We start from the raw sequence: 16,947 nt of genomic DNA on the forward strand, positions 1-16,947 counted from the left end.
CTATCACGGTCCGTCCGCATGCTCCAAGTGCCCGTCAGCTAGCCTGCCGGGCTGCTTGTCTGAACACTATATGAAGACTGCTTCACGACCTACTGGCGATATAGAGGGCGGAAGCAAAGAGGCGGGTGGCTCCGTTGTGTTGGGGGATTGGCGGGGCCACCCTTCGGCTGGGCTAACTTGGGGTTTAGTCCAGCCGCTTACTCGGGTGAAGATTCTAGGCCTGCAGGTTGTGTGATTCACGCCGGTGGCGTCCGGCTGCGGCGGCGCCGGCTGTGGCGAGCAGCCCGGCGGCGAGCAGGAGGATCATGGTGCCGTTGCCTCCCGTCAGGGGCAGGGTGCCTTCGTAGGTGTAGGCCAGGTGCGCCTGGGTCTGGCCGGCGCCGCCCAGCGTCCAGTCCACGATCACATCAGCCAGACCCGGATTATGGACAGGCGTAGCAAAAGAGACGGACCCATCGGCATTCTGCCGCAGAGGGTCCACGACGGTCTTGTCGAACTTGACACCGGTGATCAGCAGTTGTCCGAGCATTACTGGTACCGGCACACGGCTTTTAGCGGCGTCTACATATCCTGTGGGGATGCTGATGTTGCCAAGCTCGCCGTCTGTGTTTGCTCCCCAGCTGTACGCGTTGCCGTCCTGGCCGATGGCCAGGCCATGGCCGCCTCCGACGCTGACTTGTGCGGGTGTGAATTCCTTGGCGGGGTTGTCTTGCCCTGCAGGGGGCGACATCTGCGCGGGCGTATTACTCTGCGTGTCATTGCTGTTGGTGCCGAGCTGCCCGAGGTAGTTGTATCCCCATGCCCAGGCTGTGCCGTTCTCGTCGCCGACTATGGTTTGGCTTGTGCCGGCACTGATCCATGCGACTTTGAATCCCTGGCTGGAGTCCTTGGGGTTTCGTACTTGCACGGGAGTTGACTGATCCTCATACCCGCTATGGGCGAGCTGGCCAGCGTCATTCTTTCCCCATGCCCAGAGGGTGCCGTCCTGGCCGATGGCCAGTGCGTGGTCGCCTCCGGCGCTGATCTGCGCGGCTTTGAAGGCCTTGCTCGTGTCCTTGGGGTCTGGCACGTATGCCGGGTCGGCGGCGTATATTTGGCTGTTTTCTGCTGTGGCTGTTGCGTTGCCGAGCTGCCCGTAGTTGTTGTATCCCCAGGTGTATACGTTGCCGTCCGCGTCCAGGGCCATGATGAAGCTGTAGTTGGCGCTGACCTGTATCGCATGTAGCCCTTGGCCGGAGCCGTTGGGGTCCTTGGCCAGGGTCGGTGTCAGCCTGGGGCTGCTGTTGAATAGCATGTACTGCTCGCTGCCCCAGGTGTAGACGCGCCCCTGCGGGTCGATGGCTGCCGAGTCGGAGGAGCCGGCACTGATCTGGACGGCCTTGAAGGGCTGGCCGTCCGCGCCCTTGACGGGCATCGGACTGGGATGGGCATTTGTGTCCTTACTGCCGTTGCCGAGCTGGCCCTGGTCGTTGAGCCCCCATGCGTAGACGGTCTGGTCGGAGCCGATGGCCAGCACGTGGTAGCCGCCTGCCGCGACCTGCGTGTAGGTGAAGCCGGAGGCCACGCCATCCGGCAGAGGGACCCTGGTCGGCGTCTTCTGCATGGCCGTCTTCTTTGGATTCTGGCCCAGCCGCCCGCAGTCGTTGGCCCCCCAGGCGTAGGCGTTCCCGTCGCTGGCCACGCCTATGGAGAAGTCATACTTGCCGGCGCTGACCTGGTTGAAGCGGATGCCGCGGCTGAGCTTGGGCGGGGTGATGGTCGCCTGTTGGCCGCCCATCGCGTTGCCTTTGCTTGGGCTGATCGACCAGCCGCCGGTGTTGGCGGGGCTCCAATGCGCGACCAGGGTGATGTCCGCGGTGACCGGCTGGCTGAAGTCATACGCCACCTTGGAATCACCCTTGGCATCCTTGAGGAACCAGCCATCAAACAGGAAGCCGTCCCTGGACGGATCAGGATAGGGACGTGAAGCCTGATTTCCATCTGTAACCGATTGTTGAGCGGGCATGCCGGAAACCGTGCAGTCGGTACATCCCTTGGCGAAGTTGACCGCATGATCCGCACCGTCGTATTTGTAGGACAATGTGGCATCGGTTTGCGGGCCGTTCATGCTCCAGGAGATGACCACCTTTACCCATCCCGTGGCATGGGCAGGAGGCTTGAGCGACCAGTAATTGCCCTGCTGGTCTGTTTGCATTGCTGAATAGCTGACAGATGCGCCATCGAACAGGGCTCTAATGAGGTTCGCAGACTCAGGGAAGATGACCCGGCTGGCCTGCATTACCTGCGTTGATGGTGTGCGGTTGTTGGTGTTGCCCAGGTTTCCGAAGTCGTTCCTTCCCCAACCGTATGCATATCCGTCGGATCCTATTGCCAGGGTGGTGTTCCCGAAGCTGCTGATGGCTTGGTATGTGAACGGCTCGACCACATTTGCAGGATGCATGGCCCGGAAAGGAGTGTTCCAATTGTAGCCTCCGGAGGGTTTCTTGCTTTCGTCGACGCCCAGCTGCCTGTCGGCATCGGATCCCCATCCGTAGACCTCGCCATCATTGCCGATGGCCAGGGAGTACTTGTACCCCGCATTGACCTGGGTGAAGCGGAAGGTGCTTGGGGCTCCGGCAGGATGGACGACCTTGCTGGGTATGGCGACATACGCATGGGGGCCATCTGCTTCAGAGTTGTTGTTGACCGGGTGACTGGGGTCGCCGAGTGAGGCATTGTCGTTGACTCCCCAGGCATATACTTCGCCGTTGCTGCCCAGCGCTAAGGAGTGCACGTAACCGGCGCTGATCTGCGTATAGGAAAAGGTCGAAGCATCCACGTTGGCTGGTTTGGAGACCTTGACCGGCTTGTTGTAGCTGCCGTCGGAACTGCCGTTGCCTATCTGTCCCCACCGGGCATCGCCCCAGGCATAGGCGTTCCCGTCATTGCCAAGAGCGAGCGAGCGGTAGTAGGTCACGCTGATCTGGGTGAATTTGAATGAGGACGGTACATTATCCGGCTTCAGTACTTTGACAGGCGAATAGGAATTCGTTGTATTGCCGATTCCCAATCGTCCATAGAGGCCCGCGCCCCAAGCCCAGGCGTTGCCATCGCTGTCCAAGGCCATGGAATGCTGCTCCCTGGTGCATACCTGCTCGTAGCGTATGCCTCCGCTGGCGTCGAGCATTGTCGGGGTTGTCCTTCTGGTTCTGTCTCCCAGGCCAAGCTGACCGGAGTCGTTGCGGCCCCAGGCCCAGATGTGGCCTTGGTCATCCAAGGCCAGGGAGTTGCGCATGCCCGCACTGACCTGGATGATGTGGACCGACTGTGGGAAGGCAATCAGTTGGGGCGTGTAATGGTCTTGAAGTGTGCCGTCGCCCAGCTGCCCGTAGTCGTTGCTTCCCCATCCGTAAGTGTTGCCGTCTGAGCCGATGGCCAGGGTGTGTCGGTCGCCTGTGCTGATTTGGGTGAATTTGAGGCCACGCGGTGTGGGCGGCCTGAGCTTCAATTCATTGCCGCCTTTGGATGGCCCGTGCCATGGGCTGAGATTCCATGAACCCTTTTTGCTGGTCCAGTGGGCTTGCAGGGTGATGTCTTTGGTGACGGGCTGGCTGAAGTCGTAGGCGATGTCGCCGGTGAACCAGCCGTCGAACAGGTAGCCGTCCCTGGTCGGGTCGGCCGGTCTTGTGGCTCGGCTTCCGTCGTTGACGTTCTGGGTTGAACTGGCGTGCTGGTCCTCGTCGGAGAAGGTGACGGTGTGCTTGGCGGAGGATCGCGTCAGCAGGGAACGACCGTTGTCGCTGGGCGTGGGTTGTGCGGACGGTGTCGGGTTTGTCGGGTGTAAGGGTGATGGGGTGGCCAGTGGTGATTGGGGTGTTTCTGATATGGCTGTTGGTGTTGCCTTGCTGGAAATGGTGCCGGAATTTTGCTTAGCTACGCGAGGGGTCTGACGACCCCCCCCCCCCGGTGCCTTCTGCTATGGTCGGCGCGTTGGTGCCGGCCATAGCAGGCTCACTGGCCGTAGTGCTGGCATCGGCGCTGGTGCAGGCAAGGAGGCCTAGAGGCAGGATGACGGATAGCAGAAAACTGACGGCTGCAGCTGGTCTGATCGACATGTGCTGATGCTGACGCATATTAAGCATGATCCCCTTCCCCAAAGGCTGACGCTGCCGACCCCTGCCGGTAAGACACCCTCGGAGGCTTCCTAGACGTTTTGCGCGTCCCTATCCCTTTTATGAGGGTGTGAACAGAAAGCCCTGCATCCTCCAACTATACTACCTGAGGATAAAATCCTCTCAGGTGGAATGTCGAGGGAACATCGCCAAACAGGACTTCTGATGCAGTGGCCCGCTGAATTGGTCGGCAGTTCCGGATCAGGCAGGCCAACCGGCGATCAGGGCGTGCAGGCCTTTGCGGTAGCTGGTCTCCATAAGTGCACTGATTCCGTCGCCCGGAGAATCGAACAGCCTCTTCAGATCATCAAATCCTCGGGTATCCTCGGCCAGTTTTTTTGCAAGTTCCGTATTGGTCCGGCCACCCGCACCGCCGACCGGGGGAGAGGCCTGGGCGATGGCGCTACCCAAGGTCAGTCCGGCCAGGCTATTGAGCAGGTGGATGGTGTCGGAATCGACCTTGAGCCCATGGGCGGTCAGCTGGTTCAACCAGGTGCTGACCATGTGGAAGGACTGGTCGGTGTTGATGGGATGCGTGGCCATGAGAGGGAGGGCCCGGGGATGCGAAAGCAGCGTCCGGTGGACCTGGAGCATGACATCTTCAAGCGCTTGCCGCCATCCCATGCCCTGGGGTATGGAGTCCAGGTCGGTGGCTGACTGCCAGATGAGCTCGACGATCCCATCAAGCAGGGCGGCCTTGCTGGGCACATGGCGGTAGATGGCTGGCCCGGACACCCCCATCTGCTTGCCCAGGGCGCGGATATTCAAGGCGTCCAGTCCATGTTCATCGACGAAATAGAGGGCGGAACGCAGAACATAGTCGCGGTTGAGCGTCGTCTTGACGGGTGCCTTGGGTGGGTCAGCCATGCCTTCCTCACTCCTTCCGCTGTACTCCTCTCTTGAATAGTACCGTTGCCAGGAGAGCCAGGGCGACCAGGAAGGCCAGCAGGATGCGCAGATCAGGCCAGACTTCTGCCATCCCGGCATGTTTGAAATTGATTTTTCCTACGGCATCCATGGCCCAGTAAATGGGACTGCCCTTGGCCAATTTCTGGGCCCAGTCCGGGAATCCGGAGACAGGGCTGAGTGCCCCGCCCATGCCAGCCAGGAGCATGCCAAGAATGTTGTTGAAGGACATGGCCATATTCTGGGAGGACGAGAAGATGTAGAGCAGCAGGCCGAAGAGGGTCAGCACAATTGAAATGGCCAGGCAGACCGCGGCCAGGGCCAGGACTGATCCATTGGGCCGATAGTGGTAGAGCGCCGACCCGATCAGCATGACCAGAGCGACCTGGATCACCTGCACCATGAAAGACACGCTCAGTTTGGCCATGACCAGGTCGAGGAGGGAGACCGCTGACACCCGCATTCTGTCCCAGGTGTGCCATTCGTGCTCCTGGAAGAAAAGTTGGAGGACCAGTTGCAGGGAGAACATGGAGAAAAGGATGGCGAACCCTGGAAGCGCCTGCTCGGATCCGTTCGCGCTCAGATGCCCCTGAGCTCGCAGTGAGTCCCGGTAGGAGGGCAGCATGAAAGGGATAATGATCAGGGGAATGGCCACGATGACCGCCTGCAGCCAGATGCTTCGCAACTCGATTTTGAAATTCAGGCGGAACGCTGCCAGATATCCGTTGAAATGCATGGCGCTCACCTGTCTTCCCATGCTCGTGACCCGGCCGGATCACTTGAGGATGTACCCATGACGGTCATGTAGGCCGACTCGATGTCAGGCTGGACGATGGTGATTGATGCCAGACGGGCACTTTTCATGACCGGCTCCTGCAAGAGGCGGGCCAACTCCTGCTCTGGACTGGACACCGGGTGATCGGGCTCCAGGAAGCCGTCTGCCGTCCGCCATCCCGGGACCTGGCCTGGGGCCTGACCGACGAAGGAGATGCGCAGGGATGCCCGGGCATATTTGTGGAGCACCTCCTGCAGGGAGCCCTGGACCTGGATTCGCCCGTCGATCAGGAAGGCGAGGTCCGCGCCCATCTCTTCCAACTCCTTGAGATAGTGGGTGGTGTAGATGATGGTGGTTCCTTGCCGGCTCATGGCCTTGACCATGTCGAGTATTCTGGCGCGGGCTTCCACATCGGCGCCGACCGTCGGTTCGTCCAGAAAGAGCACCGGGGGATTATGGACCATGGCCATGGCGGTGTGGAGGCGTCGCTTCTGCCCTCCCGATAGATTCTCGGCTGATGTTCCTGACTGGGATGCCAGCCCCATGAGCTCTATCAGTTCGTCGGCTCTTTTGCTGCCCTGTTTGGCGTTCAGTCCTTGCAGACCGGCCATGCCGCGCAGGTTGTCTCGGACGCTGAGGTGGGGATAGATGCCCAGGTCCTGGGGCGCGAGTCCGATGACCCGGCCGAAAATGCGTGAAGAGGTTCGATAGGGGTTGTGTCCCTCGACTGTGATGTGGCCCGAGTCCGGCTCGCCCAGCCCGGTCAAGGCCGAGATCAGGGTTGACTTGCCTGCTCCATTCCTACCTAGCAGACCCAAGATGCTGCCGCGCCTGACCTGAAGATCCACACCCTTGAGCACCTGCCTGCTCCCGAATGATTTGCGCACCTGTTGACAGGACAGGGCGTATTCCCCTGAATTGTTTCTTGCAGGATGCAAGGTATACCTCCTGATGATTGTTGCTGATTAACAATGTAAACTATAATAACATCGTTAACAACTAATCTCGCATCATCGTGTCTGCGGTATCTGCTCTTGGTGGTGATTGTGAATATGAAACCGAGTAGGGATTTCAGCCTTTAATGAGGATCTGTGTATTCTCTCGCGCAGTGTGATCCAACAATGTTGATTTATCTGCAGTAATTATCAGCGGCATTTATCGGTAACGTGTTTCTGATCTCTGTTGGGGCGGTATCGGCGCGCTCGCAGACACTTTGCCAATAGACGTTAGGGAGAGTGTGTTTTTCCTCATTATTGCAGTGAGTACTATGATTTTCGTTGGCAGTGTTGGGAATCCCATAACTACTCTTCGATGAAGAAATGATAGATGATTTATGTCTACGGATGCCGGCTTGTTGGATGCTATTGACACCGTGCTCTCCGCAGTCACCGCCTACTGCTACCGGTACTGGAAGCTGGTAGCAAGCCGTTCAATAATCGGATCTTGCTTGAATGCAAATACAATTAACGGCCTATGTTGTTCGATTAGTCTTCGCGTACGAATCAGAAACTGACTTTCTTGAAGTTTTGATGGCAATCTGGGCTTTTATGGTCCTGATCGTCCTTACCTTGCTGAAACGTTTGAAGATCTGGACCCCGGTTGTCAAGGAATCTGCCCTAGATAGCCGGGGCGGTCTTTTCTCTGCGGACGGTGGGGGATTTCAATGTAGCGGGATCGTTCAAGTGTGGGCCAGACACTATTTCTGGCCACCGGGGCACGATTTTGTGCACTCCACTCTGCCTCGGGTTCGCTGTCGTTCTGGTCCTGCACTGAGGACTTACAATTTTGCGGACACCAGCTTTTAGGATTTAGTTGAGACAATGACAGTAGCAATCTCTGGTCGAAGATTGTTTTGCAAGTGTTTATGAGGGAAAGCTCTCAACTTTGCAAAACACCACTGTGTGCTATCCATACGGGTAATAGCCTAAAAAGGACTCGATGATCTGATGAACTCGTCAAGGCTCTTTTATTGCTTATCTATAACTGGGCAGGAGAAAACAGCGAGCTAGGGACGGTATGAAAGAGGTGGGTGGCTCCGTTGTGGTGTTGGGGGTTGGCGGGGCCACCCTGGTTGGCCGGGCCGTCTTGGGGTGCGGCCCGGCTTGCTTACTCGGGTGAGGATTCTAGACGTGCAGGATGCGGGCTTCGCGCCGGTGGCGTCCGGCCGCGGCTGCGCCGGCCGCGGCGAGTAGCCCGGCGGCGAGCAGGAGGACCGTGCTGCCGTTGCCGCCCGTCAGGGGCAGGACGCCTTCGTAGGTGTAGGCCAGGTGTGCGGGTTCCTGTTTGGTGCCGCCCAGGGTCCAGTCCACGACCACATCGGCCCGTCCCGGATTGTGGGCGGGGGTGGCCAGGGTGACGGACCCGTCGGGGTTCTGCACCAGGGGGTCCACGACTGTCTTGTCGAACTTGACGCCGGTGATCAGCAGTGCCGGGTTGAAGGCGACCAGGGTCGGGGTGCGGCTCTGCGTCAGACTTCCGTTGCCGAGCTGGCCTAAGCGGTTGTCGCCCCAGGCGTAGGTGTTGCCGTCCTGGCCGATGGCCAGGGAATGGTATTGCGCCGCGCTGACCCGCGTGGCCTGCAGGGATGCGCTGGCGCCGGCGGACGGGTCGGGGCTTCGCACGCTTGTCGGCGTGAGCAGGGCAAAGACGTCGCCGTTGCCTAATTGGCCGTAGGCGTTGTATCCCCATGCCCAGGTGTTGCCGGAGCTGTCGACGGCCAGGGAGTATATGACTCCTGTGCTGATGCCGACGGCGGTGAAACTGCCTCTTCCACCCGGGTTCTTGACCGGTTCGGGGACGAGCTTGTCGTAGGTGGAGCCGTTGCCGAGCTGGCCGGAGTTGTTGTGCCCCCAGCTCAGGACGGTCCCGTTCCTGTCGATGGCGAGGCCATGGTCCGTGCCTGCGCTGATCTGCGTGGCCTGCAGCCCTTTATTGGGGTCATTGGGGCTGTTCGGGTCGCGCACCCTGGCGGGCGTGGCTGTGTAGGCGCTGCTGGTGCTGTTGTTGCCGAGCTGGCCGTAGTTGTTGTATCCCCAGGCGTATACGTTGCCGTCCTCGTCCAGGGCCATGATGAAGCTCCAGCCCAGGCTGACCCGCACCGCCTGCAGCCCCTGGCCGGATCCGTCGGGGGCGGCTGCCGGGGTCGGCGTCTTCCGCGGCTGGGTGAAGCTGGGGTTGAAGTTGCCGTCGCGGCTGTTGCCCTCGCTGCCCCAGGTGTAGACGCGCCCGTCCGGGCTGATGGCCGCCGAGTCGTAGGCGCCGGCGCTCACCTGGACGGCCTTGAAGGGCTGGCTTGTGTCGTTCGGGTCCGGCACGGGCTGCGGCTTGGAACGCTCGACGGTGGTGCCGTCGCCCAGCTGGCCGTGGTCGTTGGCGCCCCAGCTGTAGACGATGCCGTCGCTGCCGACGGCCAGCACATGGAAGCCCCCCGCCACGGCCTGCGTGTAGGTGAAACCGGAGGCCACGCCGTCCGGCAGGGGGACCCTGACCGGCTTGCTCTGCTGCACTTTGTTGCCGATGCCCAGCTGCCCGTGCTGGTTGCTGCCCCAGGCGTAGGCGTTCCCGTCGCTGGCCACGCCCACGGAGAAACCCGCCGCATCACTCATCTGGTAGCCGCCGGCGCTGACCTGGCTGAAGCGGATGCCACGGCCCAGCCTGGGCGGGGTGATGGTCGCCCGCTGGCCGCCCAGCACATTGCCCTTGCCCGGGCTGATCGACCAGCCGGAGTCTTTCTCAGGGCTCCAATGCGCGACCAGGGTCATGTCCGCGGTGACCGGCTGGCTGAAATCATACGCCACCTTGGAACCGCCATTGGCGTCCTTGAGGAACCAGCCGTCGAACAGGAAGCCGTCCCTGGCCGGGTCCGTGGTCGGGCGTGTGGCCTGCCTGCCCTCGGTGATCCGCTGGTCCGGGACCGGATTGCCGCCGGTACTGTCGAAGGCGACCGTATAGGAGCCCAGATACCTATAGAACAGGTGCGCGTCGGGCTGCTGGCCATTCATGCTCCAGGAGACGGTCACATCCGTCTTGCCTGCTGCATGCTGGGGCGTGGTCACGCTCCAGGTGCCATCCTTGTTGCCCACCAGACTCGTGCCGGGTGTCCCGCCGAAGCTGACGCTGACGGGCCTAGGATTCTCCGGGAAATCGACTTTGACCAGGCTGGCGTCCTGGGTGCTGCTAGTGTCGCGTCCCAGTTGTCCGTTGGTGTTGTCTCCCCAGCTGTAGAGGTTGCCGTCCGATCCTTGGGCAAGGCAGTACCATGCTCCTGCGCTGGCTTGGGTGAAAGTGATGCCTGTAGGGTTGTCGGCTTTTCCGGGCTTGTCTGCCGGGGTTTTGCTGGTGTCGCGTCCCAGGCGCCCATGGTCACTGTCTCCCCAGGTGTAGAGGTTGCCGTCCGAGCTTACTGCGACGGTGTGCCAGCCTCCTGCGCTGGCTTGGGTGAAGGTAATGCCTGTAGGGTTGTCGGCTTTTCCGGGCTTGCCTGCGGGAGTGTTGTTGGTGTCGCGGCCGAGGCGTCCGTTGTCGCTGTTGCCCCATGTGTAGAGGCTACCGTCGTCGCTTACGGCCACGGAGTGGCTTCCTCCTGCGCTGGCTTGGGTGAAGGTGATGCCTGTAGGGGTGTCGACTTTGCCGGGGTAGTTGCCCTGGGTGCTGCCGACGGTGCTGCGGCCAAGCTCACCGTGTGTGTTGTCGCCCCAGGTGTATATGTTGCCTTGACTGTCCAAAGCAGCCGTGTGGCCCCAGCCTGCGCTGACACTGGTGAAGTTGATGCCTGCTGGGGTCGTCTGCACCTTGCTGGGCTTGGGGTCGGATGTGCCTGTGGTGTCCCGGCCCAGTCTGCCGGCACTGTTATCTCCCCAGCTGTATAGGTTGCCCTCGGAGCTTACGGCCACTGCGTATGAGCGGCCTGCACTGACGTTTGTGAAGGTGATGCCTGCCGGGGTCTCTACCTTGTTGGGCCTGTTGGCTGGGGTGTTGCTGGTGACTGTGCGGCCCAACTGGCCTAGGTCATTGTCTCCCCAGCTGTATAGGTTGCCGTCGGAGCCCAGGGCTACGGAGAATCCGTAGCCTGCGCTGTCTTGGGTGAAGGTGATGCCTGCTGGGGTCTCTACCTTGTTGGGCCTGTTGGCTGGGGTGTTGCTGGTGACTGTGCGGCCCAACTGGTTTTTCTGGTTGTCTCCCCAGGTGTAGATATTGCCGTCCGATCCCACGGCTCCGGAGTGAACGTCTCCTGCATCGGCCTGGCTGAGCCGGATGCCACGTGCCAGAGGCGGGGTCAGGGTAGTTTTGTCGCCTCCCGCGGCTGGCCCTGAGGTGGGGGAGATGCTCCAGGTGCTGGTTCCCTTGGTCCAGTGGGCGGTCAGAGTGAAGTCTTTGGTGACGGGCTGGCTGAAATCGTAGGCCACGTTGGAGTCGCCTTTGGCGTCCTTGATGAACCAGCCGTCGAACAGGTAGCTGTCCCTGGCTGGATCCTTGGGGGGTCGTCTGGCCCGGGTGCCGTCGGCAATGGACTGTTTGCTCAGGGTTGTGCTGTCATCTTTAAAGGTTACGGTGTGTTGTGTTGATCGCGTCTGATGCGGATTGTCGTCGCTCTTGCCAGGTTTGGATGTTGTAGCTTTCGGCGATGAAGATGAGGTTAGGAGTGGGGGCGTGGGTGTCAGCGGGGAGGCTGTGTTCAGGGGCGAGGGTGCGGGTAGGGACGACTGGGGTGTTGTTGATATTGCACTACTGGGGGAAATAACAGAATTTTGCCTAGCTACGCGAGAGGTCTGACGATTACCTCTCTCGTTGTTTCCTGTCATGGTCGGCCCGGTAGCTATGACAGGCTGGCTGGTTGTCGTGTCGGCAGCGGCTAGGCCGCCGGTAATCAGGCTGGCGGGCAGGATGAGGGCGAGCAGAAGGCTGATGGCCGCTACTGGACGGCTTGGCGTGTTCGTATTCCGACGCATGATAAGTGGGACACCCTTTCCCCAAGAATCGCGACACATGTCTAGGACGCTCTCTGTCCCAGCTGAAAGCCGCATGCCGGGCACAATCCCGACTCACGTAAGACAGGCTACCACAGCAGGCCCGCATGGGTGTAAGCATCAACCTGTCGATGCTTTATAGACCTGCTTTCCGCGACTCCTGCATCCTTCTAAGAAATTGCATGAAAGTGGGGATGGGTGGCTCCGTTGTGTTGGGGGATTGGCGGGGCCACCCTTCGGCTGGGCTAACTTGGGGTTTAGCCCAGCCGCTTACTCGGGTGAAGATTCTAGGCCTGCAGGGCGCGGGTTTCCCACCGGTGGCGTCCGGCCGCGACGGCCCCGGCTGCGGCCAGCAGCCCGGCGGCGAGCAGGAGGATCACGGTCCCATCGCCGCCCGTCAGGGGCAGGACGCCTTCATAGGTGTAGGCCAGGTGCGCCTGGGTCTGGCTGATGTCGTCCAGGGTCCAGTCCACGACCACATCAGCCAGCCCAGGATTATGGGCAGGCGTAGCAAAAGAGACGGACCCGTTAGAATTCTGCTGCAGGGTGTTCACCACTGTCTTGTCAAACTTGACACCAGTGATTAGCAACGTCGGATTGAAGGCTACTAGGGTAGGGGTGCGGCTCTGCGTCAGGCTCTGCTCGGTTCCAAGCTGATTGTAGCGGTTGTCGCCCCAGGCGTAGGCTTTGCCGTCCTGGCCGATGGCCACGGAATGGCCCCATCCTGCACTGATGCGTACGGATGCGAGCCCAGTGCCGGAGCCGCTCTGATTTGCAGGGGCTAAGACCGGCCGTGGCGTGGTCCGCTTACTGGTGGTGCCGTCGCCGAGCTGGCCATTGGCGTTGTTGCCCCAACCCCAGGCTGTGCCGTCCAGACCTATTGCCAAGGAATTCCATGTGCTTGCGCTGACCTGCTGGGCCTTGAGATTAGGCACCTGCTTGGGCAATGTCACCTGCTTGGACGATGTCTGATCTGTGCTGAAGCCGAGTTGGCCGTTGTTATTCATTCCCCATGCCCATACCGTGCCGTCCTGACCTATGGCCAAGGCGTGCCATGCGCCCGCGCTGATCCGGGTGACTTGCAGTCCTTTGTTGGTATCCGAGGGATCGCGCACCAGCGTAGGGGTGGAGGAGTAAGTGGTCCAAGTTCCGTTGGTCGAGGACCCGTTGCCGAACTGCCCCCAGTTGTTGTATCCCCAGGCGTATATGTTGCCATCCGCGTTCAAGGCCATGATGAAGCTCCAGTTGGCGCTGACCTGGACTGCATGCAGACCCTGGTCGGTGCCGCCTGGATCGGCCACTAGGGTGGGCTTCGTTTTGGAATCGGAGTTTGCGGTGTTGACGTTGTCGCCCAGGGTTGTGGTTTCGCTTCCCCAGCTGTAGACCTTGCCCGTGGTATCGATGGCGACCGAGTCACAGGCACCAGCGCTGACCTGGACGGCCTGGAACGGCTGGCCCGTACTTGGGTTGATGACGGCTATCGGCTTGGGGTGGACGCTTGTGTCCGTGCTGCCGTTGCCTAGCTGGCCGAAATCGTTGTGTCCCCAGCTGTAGAGGATGCCATCGGAGCCGATGGCCAGTGTGTGTGCGCCTCCTGCCGAGATCTGCGTGTAAGTGAAATCTTCTTTTACGCTGTCCGGCTTGAGGACCTCGGTTGGTTTGTCCTGCTGCTTGTTGTCTCCGGTTCCCAGTTGCCCGTATCTGTTGTTGCCCCAGGCGTAGGCTTTCCCGTCGCTGGCCACACCCACCGAGAAGCCGCGCATCTCCCTGTTCTGTGAGCCGCCGGCGCTGATCTGGTTGAAGCGGATGCCTCGACTGGCCTTAGGTGGTGTGATGGTCACCTGCTGGCCGCCCAGTACGTTGCCCTTGTCCGGGTTGATTGACCACGTACCGTTGTCTGCAGGACTCCAATGTGCGACCAGGGTGATGCTGCCGGTTACGGGCTGGCTGAAGTCGTAGGCGATTCTGGAATCGCCGTTGGCATCCTTGAGGAACCAGCCGTCAAACTGGCAGCCGGCCGATTGTGGATCTGGATAGGGGCGCTTGGCCTGTTCACCCTCTGTTGCGGACTGGTCGTTAGGCATGCCTGAGGGTGCTGGGCAGGAGCCGCCATCGGAAGAGAACGCGATATTGTAAGTACCGAAGTATCGATAGGTCAGGTACGCATCGGGCCTCTGGCCGTTCATGCTCCAGGATATGGTCACATCCGTCTTGCCTCCTGCATGCTTGGGCGTGGTGATGCTCCAGGTGCCGTCCTTGTTGTCGACCAGGCCGGTGCCTGCTGTCCCGCCGAAGCTGATGTCGGTCGGCCTGGGAGACTCAGGAAAGGCAACTATGCTTGGTTTGGTGGCCGGGGATGCGCTGGTGGTGCTGTTGCCGAGCTGGCCAGCTTCATTGTCTCCCCAGCTGTAGAGTTCGCCGTTCGCACCGATGCCCAGGGAAGAGTCACCTCCAGCGCTAATCTGGGTGAATTTCGAAATGCCATCGGCTGATTGGAGGACTTTGACCGGCTTAGCATGAGAATTATCATCAACATTGCCGTTCCCTAGCTGGCCGTTGTTGTTGCTTCCCCAGCTGTAGACGTTGCCGTCCGATCCCAGGGCCATAGAATGGAAATCTCCTGCCCAGACCTGAGTGTATTTGGTGACGCCTGCTGGCTGGGGTACTTTGCCTGGCGTTTCGTCTTTCGTGTCTGGGAAGGTGTTACGACCTAGCTGGCCTTTTTCGTTGCTTCCCCAGCTGTAGAGGTTGCCGTCCGAACCGAAGGCCATGGAGGACCATCCCCCAGAGATAACCTGCGTGAATTTTCTGACCCCTGCTGGCAGGTTCACTTTGCCTGGCTTGATATCTACAAAGCCACTATCGCGCCCCATCTGTCCGAAGGCGTTGCGTCCCCAGCTGTATAGGTTGCCATCTGATCCGATGGCCAAGGAACAAAAGGTTCCTGCGCTGGCTTGAGTGTATTTTGCGACGCCTTCCGGCAGGGGCACTTTGCCTGGCCGGTCGGCTGGCGTGCCGCTGGAGGTGTCACGTCCCAGCTGATCGTCATAGTCTTCTCCCCAGCTGTAGAGGTTGCCGTCCGATCCAATGGCCAGAGTATGGCTGCTACCAGAGCTGACTTGCGTGAAGCGGACGCCTTCCGGCAGGGGCACTTTGCCGGGCCGGTCGGCTGGCGTTGTGCTGGTGTCGCGTCCCAGTTCGCCGCTACTGTTGGCGCCCCAGCTGTAGAGGTTGCCGTCCGATCCCATGGCCAAGAATCGGAAATTTCCTGCAATGGCTTGCGTGAAGCGGACGCCTGTCGGCGGGGTGACGATGCCGGGCCGGTCGGCTGGCGTTGTGCTGGTGTCGCGTCCCAGTTCGCCGCTGCTGTTGTTTCCCCAGCTGTAGAGGTTGCCGTCGGAGCCCATGGCCAGGGAAGCGTAGGTTCCTGTTTCTATGTGACTGAAGCGTATGTCGGGTGTGGTGGGCGTGGTCAGGGTGATCCGGGTGCCTCCTTCTGCTGGGCCGGAGGTCGGCTTGAGGCTCCAGGAGCTAGTTATCTTGGTCCATTTGGCGGTCAGGGTGATGCTGCCGGTGACGGGCTGGCTGAAGTCATAAGCGACTTTGGGATCGCCGTTGGCGTCCTTGATGAACCATCCGTCGAACAGGTAGCCGTCCCTGGCCGGGTCCTTGTCGGGCCTGGAGGCCTGTCCGCCACTGGCGACACTCTGGGAGGGCGTGTTGGTTTTGCCTTCGGTGTCGGTGAACGCGACTGTGTAGGCTGCGCGTGTCTGGGGCTGGCTGTCGGCGGCCTTGTCCGGATTGCTTGGCGTAGGGGCAGTGGTTGGTTTGTTTTGTGCAGGTATAAGAGGGGAAGTTGTGTTCAGGGGCGAGGGAGTGGTCAGCGGTGACCGGAATGTTGGTGGTGTGGCCGGCGATGTTGCCTTGCTGGAGGAAATGCCGGAATTTTGCTTAGCTACGCGAGGGGTCTGACGACCCCCCCCCCGGTGCCTCCTAGTGCGGCTGGCGCGGCAGTGTCGGCAGCACTAGGCTCGCTTTCAGCAGTGTCAGCTGTGGCAAAACTGCCTGCGATAAGGCTTGCGGGCAGGATTATGGCGAGCAGAATATTGACGGCCATAGCTGGTCTACCTGTTGTGTACGAATGCCGACGCATGCTAATTACGATCCCCTTCCCCAGGAACAGCGGCCAAGCTATCAGATATCCCCATCTTTCAAGCCAGCCGTAGGCCAGGTACAATCCCGACAATCTGAAACAACTTTATCACACCTGGCCTTGTAGCACTCAGGCTATAGCTGCACTGGGGCTTCTTAACGGCAATATTTGGGTTGTGAAGGTTGATGAATATCGGGTTTCGTTGCTTACTGTTCCACGACTTTGGAGGCTCTGGACAGCAGACAGAATGGGACGCACGTTTGCTGTTTTACTTGTAGCTGCTTTCGGTCAACTTCCTGCTGCTCGATTGCTCGTTGACCCAGCCTTCATAAGTTTCGGATATGCGGGTCGAGCAACGCAATCAATTTGGTCCCACTCGGTTGGTTGCAAGAGAGCTTGTGTGGGTTGCCTTGCGCGATCTCGATTTGTGCGAATGGGAAGAAATTCTTTCCGTCACCTGCTGGGTAATTTATGTCAGAAGAAGAACGCTGCATGGCTTGCCCGTTCACCTTGCATTGCGCGGCATCAATCCGCTTGAGGTCGGCTCGCTGTGCCAGTACATAGAGGGTTCCCGATTGGTTCGCAGAAATGGTTTTGACACTGCCGTCACCAGAAACGTTGTACTTTGTCAACGATGAAAGATAATTGGAGACCTGTTTTACTGATGGCTCTGACCTATTCGATCCCTGGCAACCCGAGAACAGGGCCACACTCATCAATACTGCTACGAGAGCGATTATTTGTTTTTTCCAGATAGCCCCAGCTGTTCTTGCTTTGCTGCGGAATTGGGCTGGCAATGCCGTGAGCCGTCCCACGCGTACCCGGGAATCCCGCTCATGCGCCTCTGCCGGATCAAAGTCTGCCTGTCCAAAAGCCTTTGTCTCCTTCATCAGTTCTCCTTAGGCAAGTAGGGGAGGGCTCACAACATTGTTCATTAGATTTAAGTCTCATAACCCAGAAGAGCGGTTATTAGCTGAAGCAAGTTTATCTCTTTCT

The 16,947-nt window shown here is 60.0% G+C and carries 8 protein-coding genes and 2 pseudogenes; all 10 read right to left on the reverse strand.

What is annotated here, in order from left to right:
* Positions 1–214: 214 nt before the first annotated feature.
* A complete protein-coding gene (locus ACVWNW_RS07065) occupies positions 215–3,487 on the reverse strand; it encodes an RCC1 domain-containing protein (protein ID WP_454481937.1) in 3,273 nt (1,090 codons plus the stop codon).
* Between the two features lie 66 nt (positions 3,488–3,553).
* A pseudogene (locus ACVWNW_RS07070) lies at positions 3,554–3,892 on the reverse strand (InlB B-repeat-containing protein); the annotation flags it as partial.
* Between the two features lie 16 nt (positions 3,893–3,908).
* Positions 3,909–4,112 carry a hypothetical protein gene (locus tag ACVWNW_RS07075; RefSeq protein ID WP_147438285.1) on the reverse strand — a complete coding sequence of 68 codons (204 nt, stop codon included), beginning with the start codon at positions 4,110–4,112 and terminating at the stop codon, positions 3,909–3,911.
* A 240-nt stretch (positions 4,113–4,352) separates the two neighbouring features.
* On the reverse strand, positions 4,353–5,018 hold the full coding sequence (locus tag ACVWNW_RS07080) for a TetR/AcrR family transcriptional regulator (RefSeq protein WP_052733273.1): 666 nt from the start codon (positions 5,016–5,018) through the stop codon (positions 4,353–4,355).
* A 7-nt stretch (positions 5,019–5,025) separates the two neighbouring features.
* Entirely contained in the window at positions 5,026–5,793 is a 768-nt protein-coding gene (locus ACVWNW_RS07085; protein WP_454481940.1) for an ABC transporter permease, read from the reverse strand.
* A 5-nt stretch (positions 5,794–5,798) separates the two neighbouring features.
* Positions 5,799–6,770 (reverse strand): ABC transporter ATP-binding protein, encoded by a 972-nt coding sequence (locus ACVWNW_RS07090; protein WP_454481942.1) that lies wholly within the window; start codon positions 6,768–6,770, stop codon positions 5,799–5,801.
* 1,185 nt (positions 6,771–7,955) lie between these two features.
* Positions 7,956–11,780 (reverse strand): RCC1 domain-containing protein, encoded by a 3,825-nt coding sequence (locus ACVWNW_RS07095; protein WP_454481944.1) that lies wholly within the window; start codon positions 11,778–11,780, stop codon positions 7,956–7,958.
* A gap of 305 nt (positions 11,781–12,085) precedes the next feature.
* A complete protein-coding gene (locus tag ACVWNW_RS07100) occupies positions 12,086–15,205 on the reverse strand; it encodes an RCC1 domain-containing protein (RefSeq protein ID WP_454481946.1) in 3,120 nt (1,039 codons plus the stop codon).
* A gap of 186 nt (positions 15,206–15,391) precedes the next feature.
* Positions 15,392–15,736 (reverse strand): annotated as a pseudogene (locus ACVWNW_RS07105) (InlB B-repeat-containing protein); the annotation flags it as partial.
* Between the two features lie 541 nt (positions 15,737–16,277).
* Positions 16,278–16,841, reverse strand: a complete 564-nt coding sequence (locus ACVWNW_RS07110) for a hypothetical protein (RefSeq protein ID WP_454481948.1) — start codon at positions 16,839–16,841, stop codon at positions 16,278–16,280.
* Positions 16,842–16,947 lie beyond the last annotated feature (106 nt).

This window comes from Bifidobacterium sp. JNUCC 75, from assembly GCF_054819865.1.

Excerpts from the sequence above, each read along its gene's own strand:
- ACVWNW_RS07110 (WP_454481948.1), bottom strand. The coding sequence starts at position 16,841 with ATGAAGGAGACAAAGGCTTTTGGACAGGCAGACTTTGATCCGGCAGAG.
- ACVWNW_RS07085 (WP_454481940.1), bottom strand. The coding sequence starts at position 5,793 with ATGCATTTCAACGGATATCTGGCAGCGTTCCGCCTGAATTTCAAAATC.
- ACVWNW_RS07095 (WP_454481944.1), bottom strand. The coding sequence starts at position 11,780 with ATGCGTCGGAATACGAACACGCCAAGCCGTCCAGTAGCGGCCATCAGC.
- ACVWNW_RS07075 (WP_147438285.1), bottom strand. The coding sequence starts at position 4,112 with ATGCGTCAGCATCAGCACATGTCGATCAGACCAGCTGCAGCCGTCAGT.
- ACVWNW_RS07100 (WP_454481946.1), bottom strand. The coding sequence starts at position 15,205 with ATGGGCTCCGACGGCAACCTCTACAGCTGGGGAAACAACAGCAGCGGC.
- ACVWNW_RS07080 (WP_052733273.1), bottom strand. The coding sequence starts at position 5,018 with ATGGCTGACCCACCCAAGGCACCCGTCAAGACGACGCTCAACCGCGAC.